Genomic DNA, 21,400 nt, shown 5'->3' with positions numbered 1-21,400 from the left:
CGCACGCGCGTTCGGGCACGGCCGGGATGCCGGCGGCCTCGAGCATGGCCTTGGCTTCGGCTTCGCTCGGGGTTTGCGTGGGCAGCGCGACCGGCTGCACAACCGGCGGGGGCGTCGTTTGCGGCTGGGCGAAGGCATGTCCGAAGCGGCCCATCGCGGCCAGCGCGACAACGGCGCGGGTAGGGTCCTCGAACACTGTGAAGCCCGCTTCCTCATAGGTCTTCAGCACGTCGTGCGGCCCCTGCAGCACCAGTACGTAGAGCCGGTCCGGATACCGCTCTCGCACACGCGCCAGTTGCTCGCGCAGGCTTGGCGCCACCGCTGGCGTGGCACCGGCATAGGTGAAGAAGCCGAGGACCGAGCGGTAGCCGCCTTCGCCCACCATGGCCTCCGCAAACGGCTCGATCAACGACAGGTCGTTGACGATTTGCGCCGTGGTGTCCACTGGGTTACGCGGCGAGCAGATCGGCAGCAGCTTCAGTAGCCGGGCCTGGGTGGACGCCGGCATTTGCGGCATTGGCAGGCCCAGGTCCTCGGCGGCATCCGACGCGATGACACCCGCGCCACCGCTGACCGTGATGACTCCCAGCGTGTTGTCAGACGGATAGATGCCACGCGCGGCCAGCCGCACGATGTCGAGCATTTCCTCTGTGCTGCGAGCGCGCACCACGCCAAGCTCGGCCAGCACGGCATCGACTACGGCGTCATCGCCAGCGATGGATGCCGTGTGCGACCGCGCGGCGGCGCCGCCAACCTCGCTGCGCCCAACCTTCATTATCACCACCGGTTTGCGCGCGCGGCGCGCCGCCTGCAGCGCCGCCACCAGACCGTTGCCGTCGTTGATGCCTTCCGAATAGAGCGCGATCACGCGGGTATGCGGGTCATCCACCATCAACTGGACGACCTCGCCCAGCGTGATGTCGGCCTCATTGCCGGTCATCACGATGCTGGACAGGCCAATGCCGGCGGACTTGGCGGCCATCACCAGATGCCCGCCGTAGGCGCCAGACTGGCTGACGATGCCGACATGGCCCGGCTGGACCGGCCCCAGAGAAATGCTTGACGCAAAGCTGCCGACGAAGCCGGTGCGCATATTGATCAGCCCGAGCGCGTTTGGGCCGAGCAGACGCAGCCCGCTGCGACGCGCCGCGGCCAGCAATTCCGCCTGCCGCGTGACGCCGTCGCCGCCAATCTCGGCAAAGCCGGCGCTGAACAGAATGGCGGCGCGGGTGCCGCGCTCGCCCAGGGCGATGACGGTATCGAGCACGTGCGCCGCCGGCACGGCCACCACCGCGACATCAGGCACCTCTGGCAAGTCCGCAACGGAGGCGTAGGCGGGCAGGCCCTGCACCTCGCGCCGGTTCGGGTTCACCGGCAGGATGCGTCCGGCATAGCCGAGCTTGCGCATGGCGTCGATGGGACGGCCGCCGATGCGCGCGGGATCATCCGAGGCGCCGATGATCGCGACGGAGCGCGGGTTGAGCAGGGTGCTGAGCGATATGACTGGCGAGGCGACTGGATTCACGATTCACTCCGGAAATGGGGGGCGTTTCACGCGGGCGCGAAGGTTGGAACCGGCGCGCCATCCTCGCTGGGCGAGAACCTGATGCGCACCGGCTGGCCGATCCGCACGGTGTCGAGGTCGCAGTCGACGATATGGGTCATCATCGTCACGCCTTCCTCCAGCGTTACGTAGGCGATGCAGAACGGGTTCGGGCCCGCGCGGCGGGTCACGCTGAACGCATAGACGGTGCCAAGGCCGCTGGCCTCCTTCCAGGCGGTGTCGCCCATGCAGAACGGGCACAGCACGCGCGGATACCAGTGCGGCTTGCCACACGATTCGCAGACCTTGACCAGCAGCCGTCCCTCGCGGGCTGCCTGCCAGAAAGGTGCGTTGTCAGGGCGTTCCTCCGGGGCCGGGAATGGGGTGGCGATATACGGGGTGGTCATCTCATTGCTCCCGTTCGAGAATCAGCGTGGCGCTGCCATGGCGGCTGCCGAGGTAGCCGCCGGTGCCCTGGGCCAGCGCCAGGTCGCAGTGCTTCACCTGCACGGCGGGATGGGCCTCGCCACGCAACTGGCGCACGGCCTCGATGACCTTGGTGATGCCGCCGCGATTGGCCGGATGGTTATTGCAGAGCCCGCCGCCGTCGGTGTTGAACGGCAGCCGGCCCACGCCCGAAATCAGGTTGCCGTCGGCCACGAAGCGGCCGCCTTCGCCTTTCTTGCAGAAGCCCAGGTCTTCGAGCTGCATCAGCACGGTGATGGTGAAGCTGTCGTAGATGGACGCGTACTTGATGTCGGCGGGCGTGATGCCTGCTTCGGCGAACGCTGCCGCGCCCGATACGCGGGCGGCGGACCAGCTCAGGTCCACCTGACCGCCAAGCTGACCCTTCACGTGTTCGCCGGCGCCCAGGATGCGTACCTTGGGGCGATTCAGTTTCGCGGCGATCTCCGGGCGTGCCACGATCAGGGCGCCACCACCGTCGGACACCACGCAGCAATCAAGCTTGCGCAAGGGGTCGGAGATCAGCGGCGAGTTCAGCACGTCTTCCACCGTGACCACGTCGCGCAGCATCGCGTGGGGGTTGTGCTGCGCGTGATGGGACGCGGCCACCTTGATCCACGCGAGCTGTTCCGGCGTGGTGCCGTACTCGTGCATATGGCGCATGGCCACCATCGCGTACAGGTTCACGGTGACCGGGTGGAACGGCGCCTCGAATGGCGCGTCAGGCAGGTTGGCGCCCCAGTTGCGTGCCTGCGTGCCGCTCGAGCCTTCGGAGCGTGGGCGGCCCGCCAGCGTGATCAGCGCGACATTGCATTTGCCAGCGGCAATCGCCTGCGCGGCGTGCGATACGTGGACCAGATAGGCGGACCCGCCTGTGTCGGTCGAATCCACGTGCCGCACGCGCAGCCCGAGGTAGTCGATCATGTTGGTCGCGCCGAGACCCGGTGCGTCACTCGCGCAGAAGTAGCCGTCCACGTCGGACAGGGAGAGTCCGGCGTCTTCCAGTGCCCCTCTGGCGCATTCGGCGTGAAGCTGCGCGACGGATTTGTCCGGCGCCTTGCGCGTCGGGTGCTCGTAGGCCCCGACGATATAGGCCTTGCCCTTGATGCTCATGCGCGGCCCCTCAGATCGGGTCCCAGCCGATCACGTCGGCGGAGCGTTCGAGCTTGTAGAAGCTGTTGCGCATGGCCGGCACGGCGACTTCGCCGATGGCCTCGGGTGTCCAGCCTTCGCCCATATGCACCGAGCGGATCGGGCGCGAATGGCTCATCAGCATGATCTCGTTGGCGCGCACGGCGAAGATCTGGCCGCTGACGTCGCGCGCCGCGTCGCTCGCCAGGAATACGGCCATTGGCGCGATCTTGCCGGCCTCCATCCTTTGCAGCTTGGCCACGCGGGCTTTCTCGTCGGGCGTCTCGGCCGGGATCGAGCTGGTCATGCGGCTCCAGGCAAACGGCGCGATGCAGTTCGAGCGCACGTTGAAGCGTTGCATGTCCAGCGCGATCGACTTGGACAGTGCGACGATGCCGAGCTTGGCTGCGGCGTAGTTGGCCTGGCCAAAGTTGCCGATCAGGCCGGAGGTCGACGTCATGTGCACATACGCGCCGCCCTCCTGGTCCTTGAAATGGTTGGCGGCAGCGCGGCTGACGAAGAACGTGCCGTGCAGATGCACGTCGATCACCGAGCGCCATTCTTCCTCGTTCATTTTGAAGAACATGCGGTCACGCAGGTTGCCGGCGTTGTTGACCACGGCGTCGATGCGGCCGAAGTTGTCTAGCGCGCACTGGATGATGTTGTGAGCGCCGTTCCACGTGGACACGCTGTCGGTATTCGCCACCGCCTGGCCGCCGGCAGCGCGGATTTCCTCGGCCACGCGCTGCGCGGGGCCGGCATCGCCGCCTTCGCCGCTCATCGACACGCCGAGGTCGTTGACGATCACCCGGGCGCCAGCGGCCCCGAGGGCCAGCGCGATACCGCGTCCGATGCCACCACCCGCGCCCGTGACCAGCGCTACCTTGCCTTCCATGATTCCTTGCATCGTGTTGCTCCTGAATGTTGGTGAGATTGGCTGCCGAGTCGGCAGGCTTATTGCGGCTCGATATTGGCTTTCCTGATCACGTCGCTCCAAAGCGTCAGGTCCTGCCTGAGGCGGTCGGTGAACTCGGTAGGGCCGCTGATGCTGGGGGCATAGCCGCCGCGTGCCAGACTCTCCAGGTACGCCGCATTGCGGCCGACTTCGCGGTTGGCCCCGACCAGGCGGTCAATGACCGGCTGTGGCATCCCCGGCGGGCCGATCAGGCCGAACCAGCCGCTCACGTCAAAGCCCTTCAGGCCCGATTCGGCGACTGTCGGCACGCCGGGCAGGGCGGGGTTGCGCGTCGCGGAGGTGACCGCCAGCGCCCGCACCTTGCCGCCTTGCACATAGCCGACCGCGCTGCCGGTGACATCGAACATGAAGCCGATCTTTCCGCCGATCAGGTCTGCGATGGCCGGCGAGTTGCCTTTGTAGGGGACGTGGAGAAACCTGACGCCGCCACGCTGCGCGAGCAGTTCGGTGGCCAGATGGTTGGAGGCGCCCACGCCCGCGGAGCCGAATGCGAGTCCGTCAGGGTGCGTCTTCGCGTAGGCGACCAGGTCCTGCACGTTCTTGAGCGGGGAGTCCTCCGCCACCAGTAGTGCGTTGGTATAGGTGTTGAGCAGACCGACCAGCGTGAAGTCCTTGAGCGGCTTGTATGTGGCGGACTTCTGCACCATCGGCGCCATCGTCAGGGTCGGGCTGCCGACGAAGAACAGCGTGTAGCCGTCGGGACTGGCCTTGGTGATCATGGTCGCGGCGATGGCACCGCCCGCGCCGCCACGGTTTTCCACCACCACAGCCTGCCCAAGCACGGTGCCCAGATGCTGCGCGTAGATTCGCGCGGCGCTGTCGACCGGGCCCCCTGCCGAGTAACCGACGATCAGCTTGACCGGGCGGGCCGGGTAGATCCCGGACGCGCCCGCTGCGCCAGCGGCCACGCACAGCATGGCGGCTATGAAGCCTCTCTTCATCCTTGTCTCCTTGCTATCCGCCGCATCGATGGCAGTGTTTTTATAAATTACAATGTACGTACATAGTAGCGGTTACTGATGGGGGGTGCGCAAGATCTGATGCGCCTGCCCACCCGAGATGGGTGGCGCGAAAATCGGCGATACCGCGCAGATGGGAGGGGAAGCGGAAAGCCGGGGGATCGTTGTGGGTCATCGTGTACTATGTGCGTACAAGATCGGGGGTGGGTTGGAGGCAGATTCGCATCTGCACGGCGTATGAGATTCACCGCGCAGGCAGGCGCGGCAAGCCCGCCGCGCGGCAAGACGTTGACCGGACGCGGTCGGCATTCGCAGCCAACACCCGTGCCAGGCCGTACAATGCGGCGGCATCCAGATCCAGACATCCATCGCAATGGCAACTGCCCAGAAGGACAGCAAGACCGAGTCACCCGCCCCCACGCGCTACGCCGAACTGGCGAGCATGCTGATTCGCGAGATATCCGAAGGCCGCCATGTGGTGGGCAGTCTGTTGCCGACCGAGCATGAACTGGCCGAGTTGCATGGCGTCAGCCGCCATACGGTGCGGGCATCGCTGCGGATGCTGCAGGATCTGGGCTATATCTCGCGCAAGAAAGCGGTGGGGACCATTGTTGAGTCCGCCAACCCCGGGGCGTCGTATACGCAGTCGTTCGGAACGGCCGAGGATCTGGTGCGCGTGGCCGCCACCGAAGTGCGGGCGATCGAAGCGGTGCGCGATGTCACGCTGGATCGCGCGCAGGCGCGGCGGCTGGAAGCGCCGATCGGCAGCGCATGGGTGTTGCTGTCCGGCACGCGGGTGGATGCGCGCAAGGGCCAGACCCCGGTCGCGGTCGCGGATATCTATATCGAGGCCACGCTGGCGGGGCTGGTCGACACGATTCGGAATAGCCCCCAGGTGCTGGTCAGCGCGTTGATCGAACGCGAGTATGCGATCGCGATTGCCGAGATCCGGCAAACGATCACCGCTACGCTGATCGAGGGCTCCCTGGCCGATCAGCTCGGTGTGGAGGCTGGCACGGCGGGTATGCGGCTGGTGCGCCAGTACAAGGATTCGGCGGGCCGGATTCTGGAGATCACCGATACGGTGTATCCGGCCGACCGGGTGTCGGTGTCGTTTCAGCTCAGGCGCGGCAGGCACGCGGGCGCGTGACCTGCCACGGCTGTCCCGGTGATGGCCGGTGACGGCGGACGCGGCCCCGTCAATCCACCTTGACGTTGGCGGCCTTGACCGCGTCGCCCCAGCGTGTGACTTCGGCGCGCACGAAACGGTTGAAGTCGGCAGGCCCCATCGTTTCAGGTATCGCGCCCAGTTCACCCATCACCCTGGTCCACTCCGGGGTCTTCGCGATGCGGATGATCTCCGCGGACAGCTTGTCCGCTACCGGTTTGGGCAAGTTCTTCGGCGCCACGACGCCGATCCACGGATTGCCACGGAAGCCCGGAAAGCCTGATTCGGCGATCGTGGGCACGTTCGGCAGCGTCGACACCCGCTGTTCGCTGGCCACGGCAAGCGGTCTCAGCTTTCCGCCGCGAATCAGCGGCTCCGCAATCGACACCACTTCGAACATCACCTCCACCTGCCCGCCGACCACGTCGGTCATCGCGGCGACGCCGCCCTTGTAAGGGACGTGGGCGAGATTGATGCCTGCCGTCTGCTTGAACATTTCCATCACCAGATGATTGGTGACGCCGTTCCCGCCGGATGCGTAGTTCACCTTGCCCGGATGGAGCCTGGCATAGGCGACCAGATCCGCCACGGTCTTGAACTGCGAGTTCGGATTGACGACCAGTACCAGTGGAAAGACCCCGATCAGTGCCAGCGGCTCGAAGTCGCGCACGCTGTCGTAGCGCTGGTTCTTGTAGATCCAGCCGTTGACGGCCATTGGCCCGCTCGAGGTTGCCAGCAGCGTGTAGCCGTCCGGCTTCGCGCGCGCGACTTCTTCCGCAGCGAGCCCGGCACCCACGCCCGGCTTGTTCTCGACGTAGAACGATTGTTTGAGTGACGTCGATAGCTGCTGCGCCAGCTTGCGGGCAATCACGTCAGTGGTCTGCCCTGCCGGAAAACCCACGAGCACCTTGACCGGTTTCTCCGGGTAGTCGGCGGCAGCGGCGGGATGCATAGCGGCAAGCGTCAATAGCAAGGCCGTCAGTGCGGTTCTCGCGAAGTTCATGTCCTGTCTCCCTTGTTGCTTGTTTTTTGGTTGTCTTGTGTGTTCTAGCGAACGGCTTTTGTCTCCCGCAGCCCCTTGATGTCCCGTTCGGTGTAGCCCGTGGCCAGCAGGATTTCCTCGGTGTGCTCGCCCAGCAGCGGCGCGCGCCGACGTACCGCGCCAGGGGTGTCGCTCAGCTTGATGGGCACGCCGGCGACCTTCACCGGTCTGGCCGAGCCGGGCTGTTCGACGTCGACCAGCATCTCGCGCACCGCGTAGTGCGGGTCAGCAAAGATCTCCGCGGCGGTGTAGACCGGGCCGAACGGCACCTTGCCGCCGAGAACGGCAGCGATCTCTTCCTTCGTGCGCACGGTGGTGAATGCTTCGATCGCGTCGATGACCTGCTGCTGGTGCTGCACGCGGGCTGCATTGGTGGCGAACGCCTCGTCGGTGGCCATGTCCGGGCGGCCGATGGCGATGGCCAGCTTTTCCCAGAATGCGTCGGTGGCGCAGGCAATCGAGACCTGGCCGTCGCGCGAGCGGAACAAGCCGAAGGGGCACAGCAACGGGTGGCGGTTGCCTTCGGGCGCTGGCACCGCGCCGGTGTAGGACGTCTGGTAGACGATGCGCTCGCACATGGCCAGTACCGCATCGGTCATGGCCACGTCGACGAACTGGCCCTGTCCGGTGTCGCGCGCGCGGTGCACGGCGGAGAGAATGCCGATGCAGAGCATCAGCGCAGGTATCGTATCGCCGACGCCCGGGCCGATCTTCGTGGGGGTGTCCCGGTCGGGGCCGGTGATGCCCATCATGCCGCCCATCGCCTGCGACACGACGTCGTAGGCAGGCCATTGCGCGTAGGGGCTTTCGCCGCTGCGTGGGTCGCCGAAGCCGCGTACCGTGCCATAGACCAGACGCGGATTGGTTTTGCGCAGGATTTCGTACGACAGGCCAAGGCGCTCCATGACGCCGGCCCGAAAGTTCTCGACCACCACGTCGGCGCTGTCGATCAGCTTGCGCAGGATCTCGCGCCCGGTGCTGCTCTTGAGGTCCACTGCGATCGAGCGCTTGTTGCGATTGACGCTCTGGAAATAGCCGCCGAAGTCGCGCAGGGTGTCGTCGTCACAGAAGGGGCCGGTGATGCGGGTGCCGTCACCGGTCATCGTTTCCACCTTGATCACGTCCGCGCCGTGATCGGCCAGCACCTGGGTGCAGAATGGTCCGGCGAGCATCTGCGTGAGGTCGACCACACGCAGGCCGGCAAGGGCGCCGGGGGGATGGGTCTGGGTGTCTGCGTGGGTTTGCATGCGTGGGGCTCCGAAGTGTGGGGTATCAGGCGGCGGCATCGGCGAACCAGTCATGCAGGCGCGGGTAGAGAGCGGCGGCTGGCAGCGTGTCCAGCGCGGCGACGAAGGTCCAGAGTGCTTCTGCACTGGCCTGGCCCAGCAGGGCGCCGGCCTTGGCCTTGAGCTTGGTGGCCTTGGTGTCGTAGGGCGCCGGGGTGCTGAGATCGACGTGGCGGGACAGTGTCGCGCCGCTCCGGGTCAGCACCGTCGCATGGCAGGCGGTGTCGGTAATCGCCGGGTCGGGACGGATCTCGATGCGTCGCGCGAGGTCGGTCAATGAGGGGTCCTGGCAGCAGGCATCGGAAAACGACGCCAGCGATGCCGTGTCCACACCGGCCAGTACCATCGCCCCGGTCAGCGCGAGGCTGAACTTGGCCTCCAGGCCGGTCGCGGGCTGCGCGATGCAGCAGACCGGCAGCCATTGAGGTGCGATGGCCAGCGTGACGTGCTCGACGTCACCGGCCGTCAGGCGATGCTGTTCGCGCAGGCCGTGCAATGCCTCCAGCGCAGGATGCGTGCCGTGGCAGCACGCATGGAACTTGTACTGGACGTCGACAAAGCGGAAGGCTTCGGGTAGCCCATCAAACGGATTGTCGAGGCAGCCCTGTCCGGCGCCATGTGTGGTGGCGAAACCGCCGGCGCATTCAATGGCGTCAGGGCGGGCGACGAATCCCAGGGCTGCGAGGGTGGCGGACTCCACGCCCGTGGACGCCGCCATGCCTGCATGGAACGGCTTGGCCATCGTGCCAAACTGGCACTTCAGCCCCGACGCGCGCGTGGCTGCGAGACCCAGCGCGTGGGCCGCGCGTTCCGCATCGAGATCCAGCAGCCGCGCGGCAGCTGCGGTGGCGCCGAAAGCGCCTGACGTGGCGGTCTGGTGGAACCCGGCGTTGTAGTGCGGGCGTCCCAGCCATCCGCCGACGCGGCAAGTGACTTCCACCCCGGTCAGGAACGCTTCCAGCAGATCCTTGCCGCTGGCCTGCCGCTGTTCGGCCACGGCCAATGCGGCGGGCAGCACGGCAACGGTGGGATGGCCGACGAAGTCGAAGTGCGTATCGTCGTAGTCGAGCGCGTGCGCGGCTGTGCCGTTCAGCATCGCGGCCGCGCGGGCGGGAATGCGCGCCGGCAGGCCGATCGCGCTCGCTTGCGCGGTGCCGCCTTCGCCACTGACCAGCTCGCGCACGGCCACGCTGACCGGTTCGCGGGCACCCGCGATCGCTACAGCCAGGCAGTCGTAGACGGACAACCGCGCCACGTCGAGTGCGGCGGCCGGAAAGCGCAGGGCGCGGTCAACCGCGATGCTGGCGGCGAGGGCGGTAATGCCGGTGGCAGGCATGTTCGAAGTCATCGCTTGCCCCGGAGATCAGGCTGCAACCTTGCCCAGCATGGCATCGGAGATGATGCGCATCTGGATCTCGGAGGTGCCTTCGAAGATCTTGGTCAGACGCGCATCGCGCCAGTAGCGCTCAGCCGCGAAGTGCGTGGTGTAACCGGCGCCGCCATGGATCTGCAGCCCTTCGCTGGTCACGCGCTCGCACATCTCGCTGGCGAACAGCTTGACCATCGACGCCTCGGTGTCGGCGCGCACGCCTTCGTCGATTTTTTCGCACACGGTGTAGAGCAGGGCGCGGGATGCTTCGATCTGCGTCGCCATGTCGGCTAGCTTGAATCGGATGGCCTGGAAGTTGCCGATCGGGGCGCCGAACTGGGCGCGGTCCTTGGCGTACTGGATCGAATCCTCGAGGCTGCCCTGGGCCAGCCCGATCGAGCGGGCCGCCGTGTGGGCGCGCGCCGTTTCCAGTCCGGCGGTGGTCAGGTAGAACGCCTTGCCTTCCTCGCCGACCATGCTCGAGTGCGGCACGCGGCAGTTGTCGAACGCCAGTTCCCAGGTGGTCCAGCCGTGGTAGCCGATCTTCGGGATGACGCTGCCCTTGACGCCTTCGGGCAGTTCGCCGCGCGGCTTTTCCACCAGGAATGCGGACAGGCCCTTGTGGCGCGCCTTCGGGTCAATTACGGGATCGGTGCGGCAGATCACCAGGATGAAGTCGGACTGGTCGGCGAACGTGCACCAGTACTTGTTGCCGGTGATGAGCCAGTCGTCGCCATCGCGCACGGCGCGGCAGGAAATGTTGGCCACGTCCGATCCGGCATTCGGCTCGGACAGCGAGAACGCACCCAGGAATTCGCCACGCGCCATGCGCGGCAGGTACTCGGCCTTCTTCTCGGGCGCCAGGCCCTTCAGCGCGCCGATCAGGCCGTTGCCGCGGGCGATCAGGCTGCCCACGCTCATCCAGCCACGCGAAAGCTGCTCGGCCACGAGGCAGTACTCGTAGGCGCCCAGCCCAAGGCCACCGTACTCCTCGGGGATCAGGATGCCGAAGTAGCCAAGCTCGGCCATCTCGTCGATCAGGTCACGCGGGATCTGGCCTTTTTCAGGGTCCAGCTTGTTGGCGATCGGCAGCACGCGCTCCATCGTGAACTGGCGCGCTGCCTCCTGAATCATGCGCCGCTCTTCGGTCAGTTTTTGCATCGACGACTCCTCATTTTCGCATTGGTTCGTTTGTATGTACGGACATAGTAATCAGGATGTCCGGACTTTTGCAAGCGAAACTGTCGAGGTTGTTACGAAGCTAAGCGCGATTTATGCGCGGTTTGACGGCATGTATGCGGCCTTGGCGGCAAAGATCCCGGTTGACACTCGCCGTTTTCGTTGCAATTATGTGCGTACAAACAAAACGGAGTGGAAATGGAGAAGTGCCGCAGCGGTAACTATTTCGAGGACTTCCGGGTCGGCATGAAGATCAGGCATGCCACGCCGCGCACGCTGACCGAAGGCGACAGGAGTCTGTACATCGGGCTGACCGGCAGCCGGGCGGCGCTGTGCACGGCCGAGACCAACGCACGCGATCTGGGGATGGAACGGCGGCCGCTGGAAGACCTGCTGGTGTTCAACACGGCGTTCGGCAAGACCGTGCCGGATATCTCGCTCAATGCGGTGGCTAACCTGGGCTATGCGGAAGTGCGCTTTCTCGCCCACGTGTATCCGGGTGACACGCTGGCGGTCGAGTCCGAGGTTATCGGCCTGAAGGAGAACACCAGCCGCAAGAGCGGCGTGGTCTACGTGCGATCCATGGCGCGTAACCAGCATGGCCGCGAGGTGCTGAGCTGGGTGCGCTGGGTGATGGTGCACAAGCGGGACCACGGTGCGGCGTGCGCGGAAGCGGTGGTGCCGGCCACGCAGATGGTGGTGCCGAGCGCATGGATGCGTCGCAACGACTACACCGCGCGCGTTCGCGAGATCACGGCGATGACCGGCTTCGCGGACCTGTGGGACGACTACGCAGTGGGCGAGCGCATCGACCACCCGGGCGCGATGACGATCAACGACAGCGACCACAGCATCGCCACGCGCCTGTACCAGAACACGGCCCGCGCGCACTTCGACGGTCATGCCATGGCGGCCGGCGGTGGCCGGCGGTTGGTCTATGGTGGCCACATCATTTCGGTATGCCGCGCGCTGTCGTACGACGGACTGGAGAACGCGCTGTCGATTCTCGCCATCAACGGCGGCAGCCACGTGAATCCGACCTATGCCGGCGACACCATCGCCTGCGCGACGCAGGTGATCGAGACACTCGACCTGGGGCAGGGCCACCTCGGTGGTCTGCGGCTGCGCATGATCGGCGTGAAGAACGCCAGCGCGGCATCCATCGCGTTCCCCGCGCCCGGCGAGGGCCGGACCGCACATCCATCCAGCGTGGTGCTGGACCTGGACTACACCATCGCCATCCCAAGGCGGTAATACCCGGGCGCCAATGCCGAGGCGGTAACGACAAGGGGCGGGGTGATCCCCGGCCTGTCCGACCCATCGAGAACACGACACACGACACACACGAGAGACAAAGCATGACAACCGCGACACACCCGAGAGATGCCCTGTTTGCCGGCGAGAAAGCCTTTCCCGCGCTGGCCGCCTGCGAGCACTTTGCCGGTAGCGAAAAGCTGATCGGCAAGGCCATGGACCTGCAAGTGGAGTACGGTCCGGTATTCGACGTGACCTGCGACTGCGAGGACGGTGCCGCCACGGGGCAGGAACGCGAGCACGCGGAAATGGTGGCGAGGATGATCGCCTCCGACCGCAATCGCTTCGGGCGCGCCGGCGCGCGGATTCACGATCCGTCGCACCCGGCCTGGCGTCAGGACGTGGAGATCATCGTCGGGCAGGCTGGCAGCCGTCTGGCCTATATCACCGTGCCCAAGGCCACGCGTCACGAGCAGGTGGCGGAGGTCATCGCGTTTATCCGCGAGACCGCGCAACGTGCCGGACTGGAACGGCCGGTGCCAGTGCACGTGCTGATCGAAACCCACGGCGCGCTGCGCGACGTGTTCCCGATCGCCGAGTTGCCGGACATCGAGGTGCTGGACTTCGGCCTGATGGACTTTGTCAGTGGCCATCACGGCGCGATTCCCGCTGCGGCGATGCGCAGCCCGGGCCAGTTCGAGCACGCACTGCTGGCGCGCGCCAAGGCCGACATGGTGGCTGCGGCGCTGACCAACGGCATCGTGCCTGCGCACAACGTCTGCCTGAACCTCAAGGACGCCGACGTAATTGGCGCCGACGCCAGCCGCGCGCGCAATCAGTTCGGTTTCCTGCGCATGTGGAGCATCTATCCCGCGCAGATCCTGCCAATCGTCAACGCAATGCGCCCGGACTTTGCCGAGGTGGAGGACGCCGCCGGCATCCTGCTCGCCGCGCAGGATGCCGACTGGGGACCGATCCAGTACAAGGGCGAACTGCATGACCGCGCCACCTACCGTTATTTCTGGGAGGTGCTGGAAAAAGCCCGGGTCACGGGCATGGCGATGCCCGCGGAGGCGGAACGCCGGTTTTTTGCTGCCTGACGCAGCGGTACCGGCGCTCCGCGCGATTGCGCTGGCCCATTCGAAGCGCAGCCCGACGTTGCCGAACGTGCCGACGTTCACGCAGGCTGGCCTGCCGTTCCAGGCTGCCACGTGGTTCGGTCTCTTCAGCCCGGCGACCATGCCGCCCGGCCTGCGTCAGAAGATCAACGAGGACGTGACGCGCATCGTGGCGGAGCCCGCCACGCGTGCCAGCATCGAGGACCTCGGCGGCGACGCGGTCAACGAAGGACCGAAGGAGTTCTCGGCGTTCATCGATAGCGAGAGCAAGCGCTGGGCCGAAGCGGTGAAAGTCTCGGGCGCGCAAGTCGACTGATTCGTCGACTGATCCGACACTGATCCGACACTGATCCGATACTCGGCGGGCATCGCAGGCAACGGGCGATGCCCCGCGCCTTCAGTGGCGCGACGCCGCCGGATGTGGGCCTGGTGGGCGTAGACTGCGTGTCACGCCAATCGTGAGCGGCTGCCCGGCAGCCAGCAGGAGATCACCATGCCCCGATACGTCGCCTTTCTTCGCGGTGTCAGTCCGATGAACACCCGGATGCCCGAGCTCAAGCATTGCTTCGAAGCGGCGGGCTTCTCCGAGGTGCGAACGTTGCTGTCCAGCGGGAACGTTGTGTTCGGCGCGCGTTCGGCGTCCATCACAGCGCTGGAGCGACGCGCCGAGAAGGCCATGCACGCCGAGCTGGGTCATAGCTTCGGGACGTTCGTTCGGCCCGCTGGCTATCTCCTGGACCTGATCGAGGCCGATCCGTTTGCCGAGTTTGACCTGGCGCGCGGGGCCAAGCGGGTCGTCACCTTTCTCCGCAGTCCGGTGGCGCCCGATATCACACTGCCAATCGAGCGTGACGGCGCCAGCATCATCAAGGCCAGCGCGGCGGAAGTCTTCAGTGCATATTTGCCGGATCCGAAGAAAGGACCGGTATTCATGACGCTGCTCGAGCGTTCGTTCGGGAAGGACATCACCACGCGCACGCTGGACACCGTCATCAAGTGCGCGCGAGCCTAGAGACACGATCAAACGATTCTGGCGTACTTGTATTGTCTGCGACCGCGCGTCAAGCCAGCACCGCTTTGCTTCAGTTTCTCAATTTGATCGCGTCTCTTGGACGCGGGGCCAGGGCTCAGCCTGAGTTCTGAATGCCGCCGAAATACAGGTCCGTGCGGCGATGCTCCCATGCCGGTAGCGCCTCGCGCAGGCCGGCCACGCGCTCTGTATCGAGTTCGGCGGTGATGAAGCCGGTGGTGTCCGGCATACAGGCCAGCACGGTGCCCCAGGGGTCAATGATCATGCTGCGCCCCAGGCAGGGCAGGGCGGGTCCCGGGCCGCCGATCTGCGCGGCGGCAATCACGTAGCACTGGTTTTCGATGGCACGGGCCCGCAGCAGCGTTTCCCAGTGGTCGCGTCCGGTGTGCACGTTGAAGGCGGCGGGCACCAGCAGCACGTTGGCGCCGCGTGCGCGCAGGGTCCGGTACAGCTCGCCGAAGCGCAGGTCGTAGCAGATGCTCAGACCCAGGGTCAGGCCGGCAGCGTCCACGGTATGCAGGCCGTCCCCCGGCGCGAAGTCGGCTGACTCGCGATAGGGTTTGCCATTCACCACGGCGTCGTACAGGTGCACCTTGCGATAGCGTGCGGCAATGCCGCCATCTGGCGCGAACGTGATGCCGCTATTGCCGAGGCGGGTCGCGCCTGGCAACCGTTCATGCATCGAGCCCAGATGAATCCAGCAACCGGTGCGTTGCGCCAGCGAGGCGATGTGCTCGGAGACGGGGCCCGGAACCGCGCTGGCGGCCGCCTGTAGCGCGTTGGCATCGCCGCGGACGTCGCTGTACTCCGGCGTGACGATCAGTTTCGCGCCGTCCGCCGCGGCGGCAAGAATCCAGTGTTCGAGTGCCGCCAGGTTGGCCTCGCGGTCCTGCCGGCTGTCGATCTGGATGGCAGCGACTTTTATCCGCATCGTTCCGCTCCGTTCTGGTCTTGCTGCGCGGCAAGCGCCTGCGCCACGATCCGCGCCGCTTCGGCCAGCCATTGCGCGCCATCGCCGCCGTGCAGCGTCTGCGCGGTGCGCGCGTCCGTGAAGCCGTCGGCCAGTACGGCCAGCACGACGCTGTAGGCGCCTACGGTCAGAATGCCGGCGTCGTGACGAAGGCCGGGCAACTGTCCGGTCTTGTTGGCCAGCATGGCGCCGGCTGGCAGCGCCGCGCCGAAATGGGCGCGCTCGCGCTGATCGGCCAGTAGCCCCAGTGCGAAGTCACGCAGCGGGGCTGGCAGCGATCCATCGCGCAGCAGCCAGCACAGCGAGGCCGCAGCGTCGCTGGCGCTCGTGAAGTTGTCCAGCCCTGCGGCGCGCGCTGCGGCGTCCATCATGCGACGCTGCAGCCGCGTCTGCCCTAGTCCCGCGCGATTGCACCAGTCGTTCACGCCCTCGAAGCCGAGCAGTTCGATCAGCGCATTGGTCGCCAGGTTGTCGCTCAGCACGATCATCAGCCGCGCCAGTTCCGCCAGCGTCAGGCTCTGGACACTGGGCAACTGGCTGAGGATGCCAGTACCGCCCACGCGCTCGAGTCCGTCCAGGGAGAAGCGTTGCTCAAGCTGCAGATGACCCTGCGCCACCTGTTCCAGCAGCGTGAACAGGATCGGCAGCTTGATGATGCTGGCCGATGGCTGCACGCGCTCGGCCTCGCGCTCCAGCACCACCTTGCCATCGGCAAGCCGCAGGCTGATCGCCACACGTGCCTGCGTGCCGGCCAGCAGCGGTGCCAGCGCGGTTTCTACCCGCGCGCGAAGCGCGGCCGCATCGGGAATCCGGTTACCTAGCGGAAATGCCACGAGTTCCATATCGCCTCCTCAGACCAGCAAGAAGAACAGCCCAGAGAACAGACAGAGATTCACGATGATCACCGCCCAGCCGTTGTAGAGCATGTACTTTAGCTGGGTCGAACGGGCCAGGCCCATCTGTCCGAACATGTCGGAGGTAGGGAAGGGGCCGAACCAGTCGATCTGCGAGCTGCCAAGGATCACGGCGGTGGTGGCCGCGGGGCCGACGCCGGCGGCGGCCAGCAGCGGGCCGAAGATCTTGGCCGTGAAGGTCATCTGCGCGACTGCCGCGCCGGGGATGTGTCCAATCACGTTGAACCACAAGATGATCACGCACAGCATGGCGCCGCCGATGCCTGCCAGGTGCGGGCTGGCGATGTCGAGCAGTGCGTGGTAGGCGTTGAGCTTGTCCACCAGTACCAGCACTGGGTTGAACAGCCAGAACAGGAAGAAGATCCAGATCAGCTTGCCCGCACCGGCATACATCGCCTGAAGGATGGCGCGCGGACCCATGCCGCCGGCCAGGCCGGTGGTGGCAGCCAGCGAAACCATGACGATGATGGCGAAGGCAAAGCCGGCCTTGACGATCACGCCGGCGGTGGCCAGACCAATGATGGTCAGGCAGAACGCCCAGGCGGCACGTACTGCCGTGCGCGGTGGCGTGGCGGACAGGTCGAACGCGGCGATGCCGTTCTTGGCTTCATCGTACTGGTGCTCGGCCTCGGTCATCTTCTGGATGCGGCCCGACATGAACCAGCCGCTGGCAAGCGTGGCCGCCGCCATCGGGATGCCGGCCACCATCAGGTATTCGGGGTAGCTCAGTCCGGTCAGCCCCAGCACGGTCACGACGTTGGGCGTGAACGGTCCGAGCACCAGGCCGGCGGAACCCGCGGTCTGGAACAGCGCGGCCACCGCGGGCGGCGACAGACGCACCGCCGCGGCGATTGGGATCACCACGGCGGCGATGATGGCGTTACCACCGGCCAGCGTGCCCAGCGCGCCGCAGATCAGCGTGGAGGTGACCATGATGCCGAGGCGCACGCGTACCTGGTTGGACAAGCCGATACGCCGCACAATGGCGCGCACCAGTTGCTCGGCGGCGCCCGTGCGCGAGGCCACCTCGCCCACGCCGGCGCCCAGCACGATGATCAGGCCGACAACCGCGATAAAGGAGCCGAGCGAGTCGGCCAGCAGTTTGCCCATGCCCACCGGCGTCGTGCCGGTCATGATCGCGCCGAGCACGATGGCGGCGATGGTCGACAGCACGATGTCAACGCCGAGCAGCGCGATGATGGCGAACACGAGCACGGGCGTCAGGCCCCAGAGGTTCGTCTCGCCGGGCATGGCCAGGTGCGTGTACAGGGCGATTGCCAGACCCGCCACGAACACCGCGATCGCCGCGATGCGCCGGCTCGGCTGCAGGTCTGAGGAAGTGGGGGCTTTGCTTGCTACTGATGTCATGTGACGGCTCCTGCCTGCTCTCGTCTTATCTTTGTGTTGTCTTGTATTGCTGGACGGGCAGGCCTCTGCCGGCGCTGCCCGCTCCCGTCCCTGTGCTCGCGATGTCCGCGAGGCTTACTGCGGCGTGATGCCAGCCTTGCGGATCACCGTGCCCCAACGCTCGTATTCCTGACGGATCTGGCGGGCAAAGGCATCTGGCCCGACCGAGACCGGGAAGGCGCCGGCATCGACAAGGCGCTGCCGCGTGTTGGCATCGGCCAGTGCAGCCTGGAAGGCCTCCACCAGGCGGGTGCGAACCTCCGGCGGCAGCTTTGCCGGCGCTACCACGCCATACCAGGCGCTGACGTCATAGTCCTTGTAGCCCTGCTCGGCGAAGGTCGGGACGTCGGGCAGCTTGTCGTTGCGTTGCGTGCCGGTGATGGCGAGCGCGCGCAGCTTGCCCGCCTTGATGAATGGCAGGGACGACGGGAAGTTGTCGAAGATGACTTTGACGTTGCCGCCGATCGCATCGTTGAGCGCCGGCGCCGAGCCCTTGTAGGGCACGCTGATCATGTTGGCGTCGTTGAGTTGCAGGAACCAGGCCATGCCAAGGTCGTTGATGCCTCCGGCACCGGCGTTGGCGTAGCTTTCCTTGCCGGGGTGCTTCTTCGTGTAGTCCACGAACTCCTTCAGCGTGCGGGCCGGGAAGCCGGGGTGCACGCTGAGGATGTTGGGGCTGCTGACCAGATTGACGACCGGCGTGAAATCCTTGACCGGGTCATAGGGCGGCTTGGCCAGCAGATGCGGCGCGGTGCCGTGCGTGCTGACCGTGGCGAGGCCGAGCGTGTAGCCATCGGCCTTGGCGCGTGCCACGGCATTCATGCCGATGGTGCCGGCCGCGCCGACGCGGTTGTCGACCACGATCTGCTGGCCCAGGATCTCCGAGGCCTTGCTGGCAACGATACGTCCCACGACGTCGGTCGGACCCCCGGCGGAAAAGGGGATGACCAGCGTGATCGGCCGGTCGGGATAGGCGGCGTGCGCCAGCGTGGCGGTGCCCAGCGCGATGGCGCCGAGGACGGGCGCCAGAAGGAAGTGTCTGCGTTTCAAGTTGGGTCTCCTCGTGGTTCTTGTCGGGATGGATGTGTCGGGGGCGGCGGGCCGGTAGTCCCGTAGTTCGGTAGTCCGGCTCAGTGGCGCAGGAACTGTCCGGCGGCGGCGCCGGTGGCGCCATCCGGGCCCCAGACCTGCACGCCGTTGACATAGACCGCTTCGATGCCGGCCGACGGCTCGCACGGCTGCGTGTAGTCGGCGCGGTCGATTACCTGTTCGGGATCGAACAGCACGAGATCGGCGGCGTAGCCCACTTCCAGCACCCCACGCCCGGGCAGGCCAAAGACCGAGGCGGGCAGCGACGTCATGCGGCGCACGGCGTCTTCGAGCGTCAGCAGGCCCAGTTCGCGGGCGTAGTGGCCGAGCACGCGCGGAAAGCTGCCCCAGAGCCGTGGGTGGGGGTAAGGGCCGGGAATGCCATCCGAGCCGATCATCGTGCGCGGGTGAGACAGCACGCGGCGCAGGTCGCCCTCATCCATCTGGAAATAGATCGCGGTGGCCGGCCCGAGCCGTGCCGCCGCTTCCTCCAGCGATACATGCCAGTCGGCGGCGATGGCCGACAGGTCCCGGCGTGCCTGCTCGGGATGCGGCTGCGAACTCGTGACGATGATCCGTTCCGCCTCGCCGACGAACTCGGGCAGCAGCACCGTGGAGCTGGCCGTGTAGGGGTAGACGTCGAGGGATACGTCCTGGGTGGCCAGCGCCTTGTCAATCAGGCTCAGGGTGACGGTGGTCTTGCCGAAGTTCTTGCGCCCGATGCATTTGTGGTGCGAGATCACGACGGGCAGCGCGGCTTCGCGGCCGATCTCCAGCGTTTCGCCGACGGCCTCGATGACCTGATCGCGCTCGCTGCGCATATGGGTGGTGTAGATCGCGCCCGGGTGACGCGCGGTCACGCGCGCCAGGGCCACCACTTCGGCGGTTGGCGCCGCGCGGCTTGCCGGATAGCTGAGGCCGGTGCTCATGCCCAGGCCGCCATCGCTCAGCGCCTGGTCGAGCATCGCGGCCATCGCCTCGATTTCCTCGGCGGTGGCGGCACGCGTGGTATCGGTCATCGCGCCCGCGCGCAGCGTGCTGTGGCCCACCAGCAGACCGACGTTGACGCAGGGTGGCGAGGCGTCCAGCGCGCGCCGGTAGTCGGCGACGGAGGGAAAGCGGTAGTCCGAGACCTCGCCCAGCAGCATCAGCGGCTGCGGCAGGCCGTGGGTCGGCGTTAGCGGCGCGATGCTGATGCCGCAGTTGCCGGCAATCACGCTCGTCACGCCCTGGCTGGTCTTGGCCGGCATTGCAGGTGTGCTGAGCAGGGCGCTGTCATCGTGCGTGTGCACGTCAATGAAGCCGGGCGCCAGCACATGGCCGGTTGCGTCGACGGTACGCGCGGCCTGCCAGCCGGAGCAGTCACCGAGCGCGACAATGCGTCCGTCCGTCACGGCCATCGCGCCCGTACGACGTGTGGCGCCGGTACCATCGATCAACGTGGCGTTGGTGAACAACAGGTCGCAGGATGGCATGGGATCAGTCCTTCGGAGATAAGCGTTGGCGCGGGGGCGACTCAGCCGAGTGCCGCGTAGGCGAGGATCTCGACCAGCATCTCGGGCCGCCCGAAACCCACGGTCACGATGGCCGCGCGGTTGGGATAGGGTGCCGGAATCATCTCCGCATAGACCCGGTTGAAGACGGCGAGATCGGCACGGTCGGTCACGTAGACGATGACCTGGGTCAGGTCGGCAAGGCTACCACCGGCCGCGTCCAGGGTCTGCTTCAGGTTCTGCAGCGTCTGGCGCGCCTGCGCTTCCATGCCGCCTTCCACCACGTTGCCGTCGGTGCCGGTCGGGATCTGCGTGGTGAACAGGATGCCGTTGCCCAGTACTGCCCATTCGACGGGAGCAGCGGATCGAGGCAGGCCGGTATCGATGATCTGTTTCATGGTGTCTTGTGCGGGTATCGGTGTGAGAGGAAACGATGTTGGCCCGGTGTCAGCGCACTAGCGCATCAGCGCGAACGCAGAAGCATCCAGCGGCGAGGGGCGGCCGGCCATGGCGTCGGCGAGCAGCGCGGCGCTGCCGCAGGCCAGCGTGAAGCCCAACGCGCCATGACCGGTGTTGAGCCACAGGTTGTCGTACGGCGTGGCGCCGATCAGCGGCTTGCTGTCGGGCGTGGCCGGCCGGCCGCCGCACCACGAGGTTGCCGCATCGAAGTTCGCGCCGTCCGGGAAGGTTTCGCGCGCCTGCCTGGCGAGCAGGGCGACGCGACGTGCATCGGCACGGGGATGGCGGCCAATCAGGTCGACCATGCCGGCGATGCGCAACTGCTCGCCCAGACGGGCATAGACCACCTTGTAGTGCAGGTCCGTCACGCTGATGGCAGGGGGATGATGGTGGCCCGGTTGGGTCGGCGCGGTCAGGCTGTAGCCGGTCAGCGGATACAGTGGCAACGTCACGCCAAGCGGCGCCAGCATCGGCACGCTCTGCATGCCGGCGGCGACCACGAAGGCGTCGGCCTCGATGTCGCCCGCATCGGTGCGCGCGGCCACCAC

At 66.5% G+C, this 21,400-nt stretch carries 21 protein-coding genes; 5 read left to right on the top strand and 16 right to left on the bottom strand.

Going from position 1 to position 21,400, the window contains the following annotated elements; all coding sequences use genetic code 11:
• The 5 genes from D769_RS06535 to D769_RS06515 all read right to left on the bottom strand — a co-directional run.
• Positions 1-1,525, bottom strand: a 1,525-nt coding sequence (locus tag D769_RS06535; RefSeq protein WP_008643317.1) for a CoA-binding protein, incomplete at its 3' end; no start/stop codon positions are given.
• A gap of 26 nt (positions 1,526-1,551) precedes the next feature.
• Positions 1,552-1,950 (bottom strand): OB-fold domain-containing protein, encoded by a 399-nt coding sequence (locus D769_RS06530; protein ID WP_008643316.1) that lies wholly within the window; start codon positions 1,948-1,950, stop codon positions 1,552-1,554.
• Between the two features lies 1 nt (position 1,951).
• Entirely contained in the window at positions 1,952-3,121 is a 1,170-nt protein-coding gene (locus D769_RS06525; RefSeq protein ID WP_008643312.1) for a thiolase domain-containing protein, read from the bottom strand.
• Positions 3,122-3,131: 10 nt separating this feature from the next.
• Positions 3,132-4,046 carry an SDR family NAD(P)-dependent oxidoreductase gene (locus D769_RS06520; RefSeq protein WP_008643311.1) on the bottom strand — a complete coding sequence of 305 codons (915 nt, stop codon included), beginning with the start codon at positions 4,044-4,046 and terminating at the stop codon, positions 3,132-3,134.
• A 47-nt stretch (positions 4,047-4,093) separates the two neighbouring features.
• Positions 4,094-5,056 (bottom strand): tripartite tricarboxylate transporter substrate binding protein, encoded by a 963-nt coding sequence (locus D769_RS06515; protein ID WP_008643309.1) that lies wholly within the window; start codon positions 5,054-5,056, stop codon positions 4,094-4,096.
• Positions 5,057-5,447: 391 nt separating this feature from the next.
• Between D769_RS06515 and D769_RS06510 the strand changes: the two genes are divergently transcribed.
• Complete coding sequence (locus D769_RS06510; RefSeq protein ID WP_008643274.1) at positions 5,448-6,224, top strand: GntR family transcriptional regulator; 777 nt, start codon at positions 5,448-5,450, stop codon at positions 6,222-6,224.
• 49 nt (positions 6,225-6,273) lie between these two features.
• Here D769_RS06510 and D769_RS06505 read toward each other — a convergent pair whose 3' ends face one another.
• From D769_RS06505 to D769_RS06490, 4 genes are read right to left on the bottom strand one after another with little or no spacing between them, the layout of a single operon-like run.
• A complete protein-coding gene (locus D769_RS06505; protein WP_008643273.1) occupies positions 6,274-7,245 on the bottom strand; it encodes a tripartite tricarboxylate transporter substrate binding protein in 972 nt (323 codons plus the stop codon).
• Positions 7,246-7,289: 44 nt separating this feature from the next.
• Positions 7,290-8,531, bottom strand: a complete 1,242-nt coding sequence (locus tag D769_RS06500; protein WP_008643272.1) for a CoA transferase — start codon at positions 8,529-8,531, stop codon at positions 7,290-7,292.
• 25 nt (positions 8,532-8,556) lie between these two features.
• On the bottom strand, positions 8,557-9,918 hold the full coding sequence (locus tag D769_RS06495) for an MmgE/PrpD family protein (RefSeq protein WP_008643271.1): 1,362 nt from the start codon (positions 9,916-9,918) through the stop codon (positions 8,557-8,559).
• A 15-nt stretch (positions 9,919-9,933) separates the two neighbouring features.
• Entirely contained in the window at positions 9,934-11,100 is a 1,167-nt protein-coding gene (locus D769_RS06490; protein WP_008643270.1) for an acyl-CoA dehydrogenase family protein, read from the bottom strand.
• Positions 11,101-11,316: 216 nt separating this feature from the next.
• Here D769_RS06490 and D769_RS06485 point away from each other — a divergent pair, with 216 nt between their 5' ends.
• From D769_RS06485 to D769_RS06470, 4 genes are all read left to right on the top strand, one after another.
• On the top strand, positions 11,317-12,372 hold the full coding sequence (locus tag D769_RS06485) for a MaoC family dehydratase (RefSeq protein ID WP_008643269.1): 1,056 nt from the start codon (positions 11,317-11,319) through the stop codon (positions 12,370-12,372).
• 104 nt (positions 12,373-12,476) lie between these two features.
• Positions 12,477-13,472, top strand: coding sequence for an aldolase/citrate lyase family protein (locus tag D769_RS06480; RefSeq protein WP_008643268.1), 996 nt, complete (start codon positions 12,477-12,479; stop codon positions 13,470-13,472).
• Positions 13,462-13,806: a tripartite tricarboxylate transporter substrate-binding protein gene (locus D769_RS06475; protein WP_008643266.1), complete on the top strand. Its 345-nt coding sequence runs from the start codon at positions 13,462-13,464 to the stop codon at positions 13,804-13,806. Before D769_RS06480 ends, D769_RS06475 begins: the two co-directional genes overlap by 11 nt.
• 177 nt (positions 13,807-13,983) lie before the next feature.
• Positions 13,984-14,502: a DUF1697 domain-containing protein gene (locus D769_RS06470; RefSeq protein ID WP_008643264.1), complete on the top strand. Its 519-nt coding sequence runs from the start codon at positions 13,984-13,986 to the stop codon at positions 14,500-14,502.
• A gap of 115 nt (positions 14,503-14,617) precedes the next feature.
• Here the strand turns inward: D769_RS06470 and D769_RS06465 are convergent, their stop codons facing one another.
• From D769_RS06465 to D769_RS06435, 7 genes are all read right to left on the bottom strand, one after another.
• Positions 14,618-15,451 carry a carbon-nitrogen hydrolase family protein gene (locus tag D769_RS06465; RefSeq protein ID WP_008643261.1) on the bottom strand — a complete coding sequence of 278 codons (834 nt, stop codon included), beginning with the start codon at positions 15,449-15,451 and terminating at the stop codon, positions 14,618-14,620.
• Positions 15,442-16,332: a serine hydrolase gene (locus D769_RS06460; protein WP_008643259.1), complete on the bottom strand. Its 891-nt coding sequence runs from the start codon at positions 16,330-16,332 to the stop codon at positions 15,442-15,444. Before D769_RS06460 ends, D769_RS06465 begins: the two co-directional genes overlap by 10 nt.
• A 9-nt stretch (positions 16,333-16,341) precedes the next feature.
• Entirely contained in the window at positions 16,342-17,772 is a 1,431-nt protein-coding gene (locus tag D769_RS06455; protein ID WP_008643256.1) for a hypothetical protein, read from the bottom strand.
• 114 nt (positions 17,773-17,886) lie between these two features.
• Positions 17,887-18,840 (bottom strand): tripartite tricarboxylate transporter substrate binding protein BugE, encoded by a 954-nt coding sequence (locus tag D769_RS06450; RefSeq protein WP_029309583.1) that lies wholly within the window; start codon positions 18,838-18,840, stop codon positions 17,887-17,889.
• Between the two features lie 101 nt (positions 18,841-18,941).
• Positions 18,942-20,375: a D-aminoacylase gene (locus D769_RS06445; protein WP_008643252.1), complete on the bottom strand. Its 1,434-nt coding sequence runs from the start codon at positions 20,373-20,375 to the stop codon at positions 18,942-18,944.
• 41 nt (positions 20,376-20,416) lie between these two features.
• Positions 20,417-20,791 carry a RidA family protein gene (locus tag D769_RS06440; protein ID WP_008643250.1) on the bottom strand — a complete coding sequence of 125 codons (375 nt, stop codon included), beginning with the start codon at positions 20,789-20,791 and terminating at the stop codon, positions 20,417-20,419.
• A gap of 57 nt (positions 20,792-20,848) precedes the next feature.
• On the bottom strand, positions 20,849-21,400 hold a 552-nt coding region (locus tag D769_RS06435), incomplete at its 5' end, for an FAD-dependent oxidoreductase (RefSeq protein ID WP_040010909.1).

Origin of the sequence: Cupriavidus sp. HMR-1 (assembly GCF_000319775.1) — a bacterium.
Lineage (GTDB): Bacteria > Pseudomonadota > Gammaproteobacteria > Burkholderiales > Burkholderiaceae > Cupriavidus > Cupriavidus metallidurans.
The sequence above is the reverse complement of the archived record's forward strand: the minus strand, read 5'-3'. Positions and strand labels throughout refer to the sequence as shown.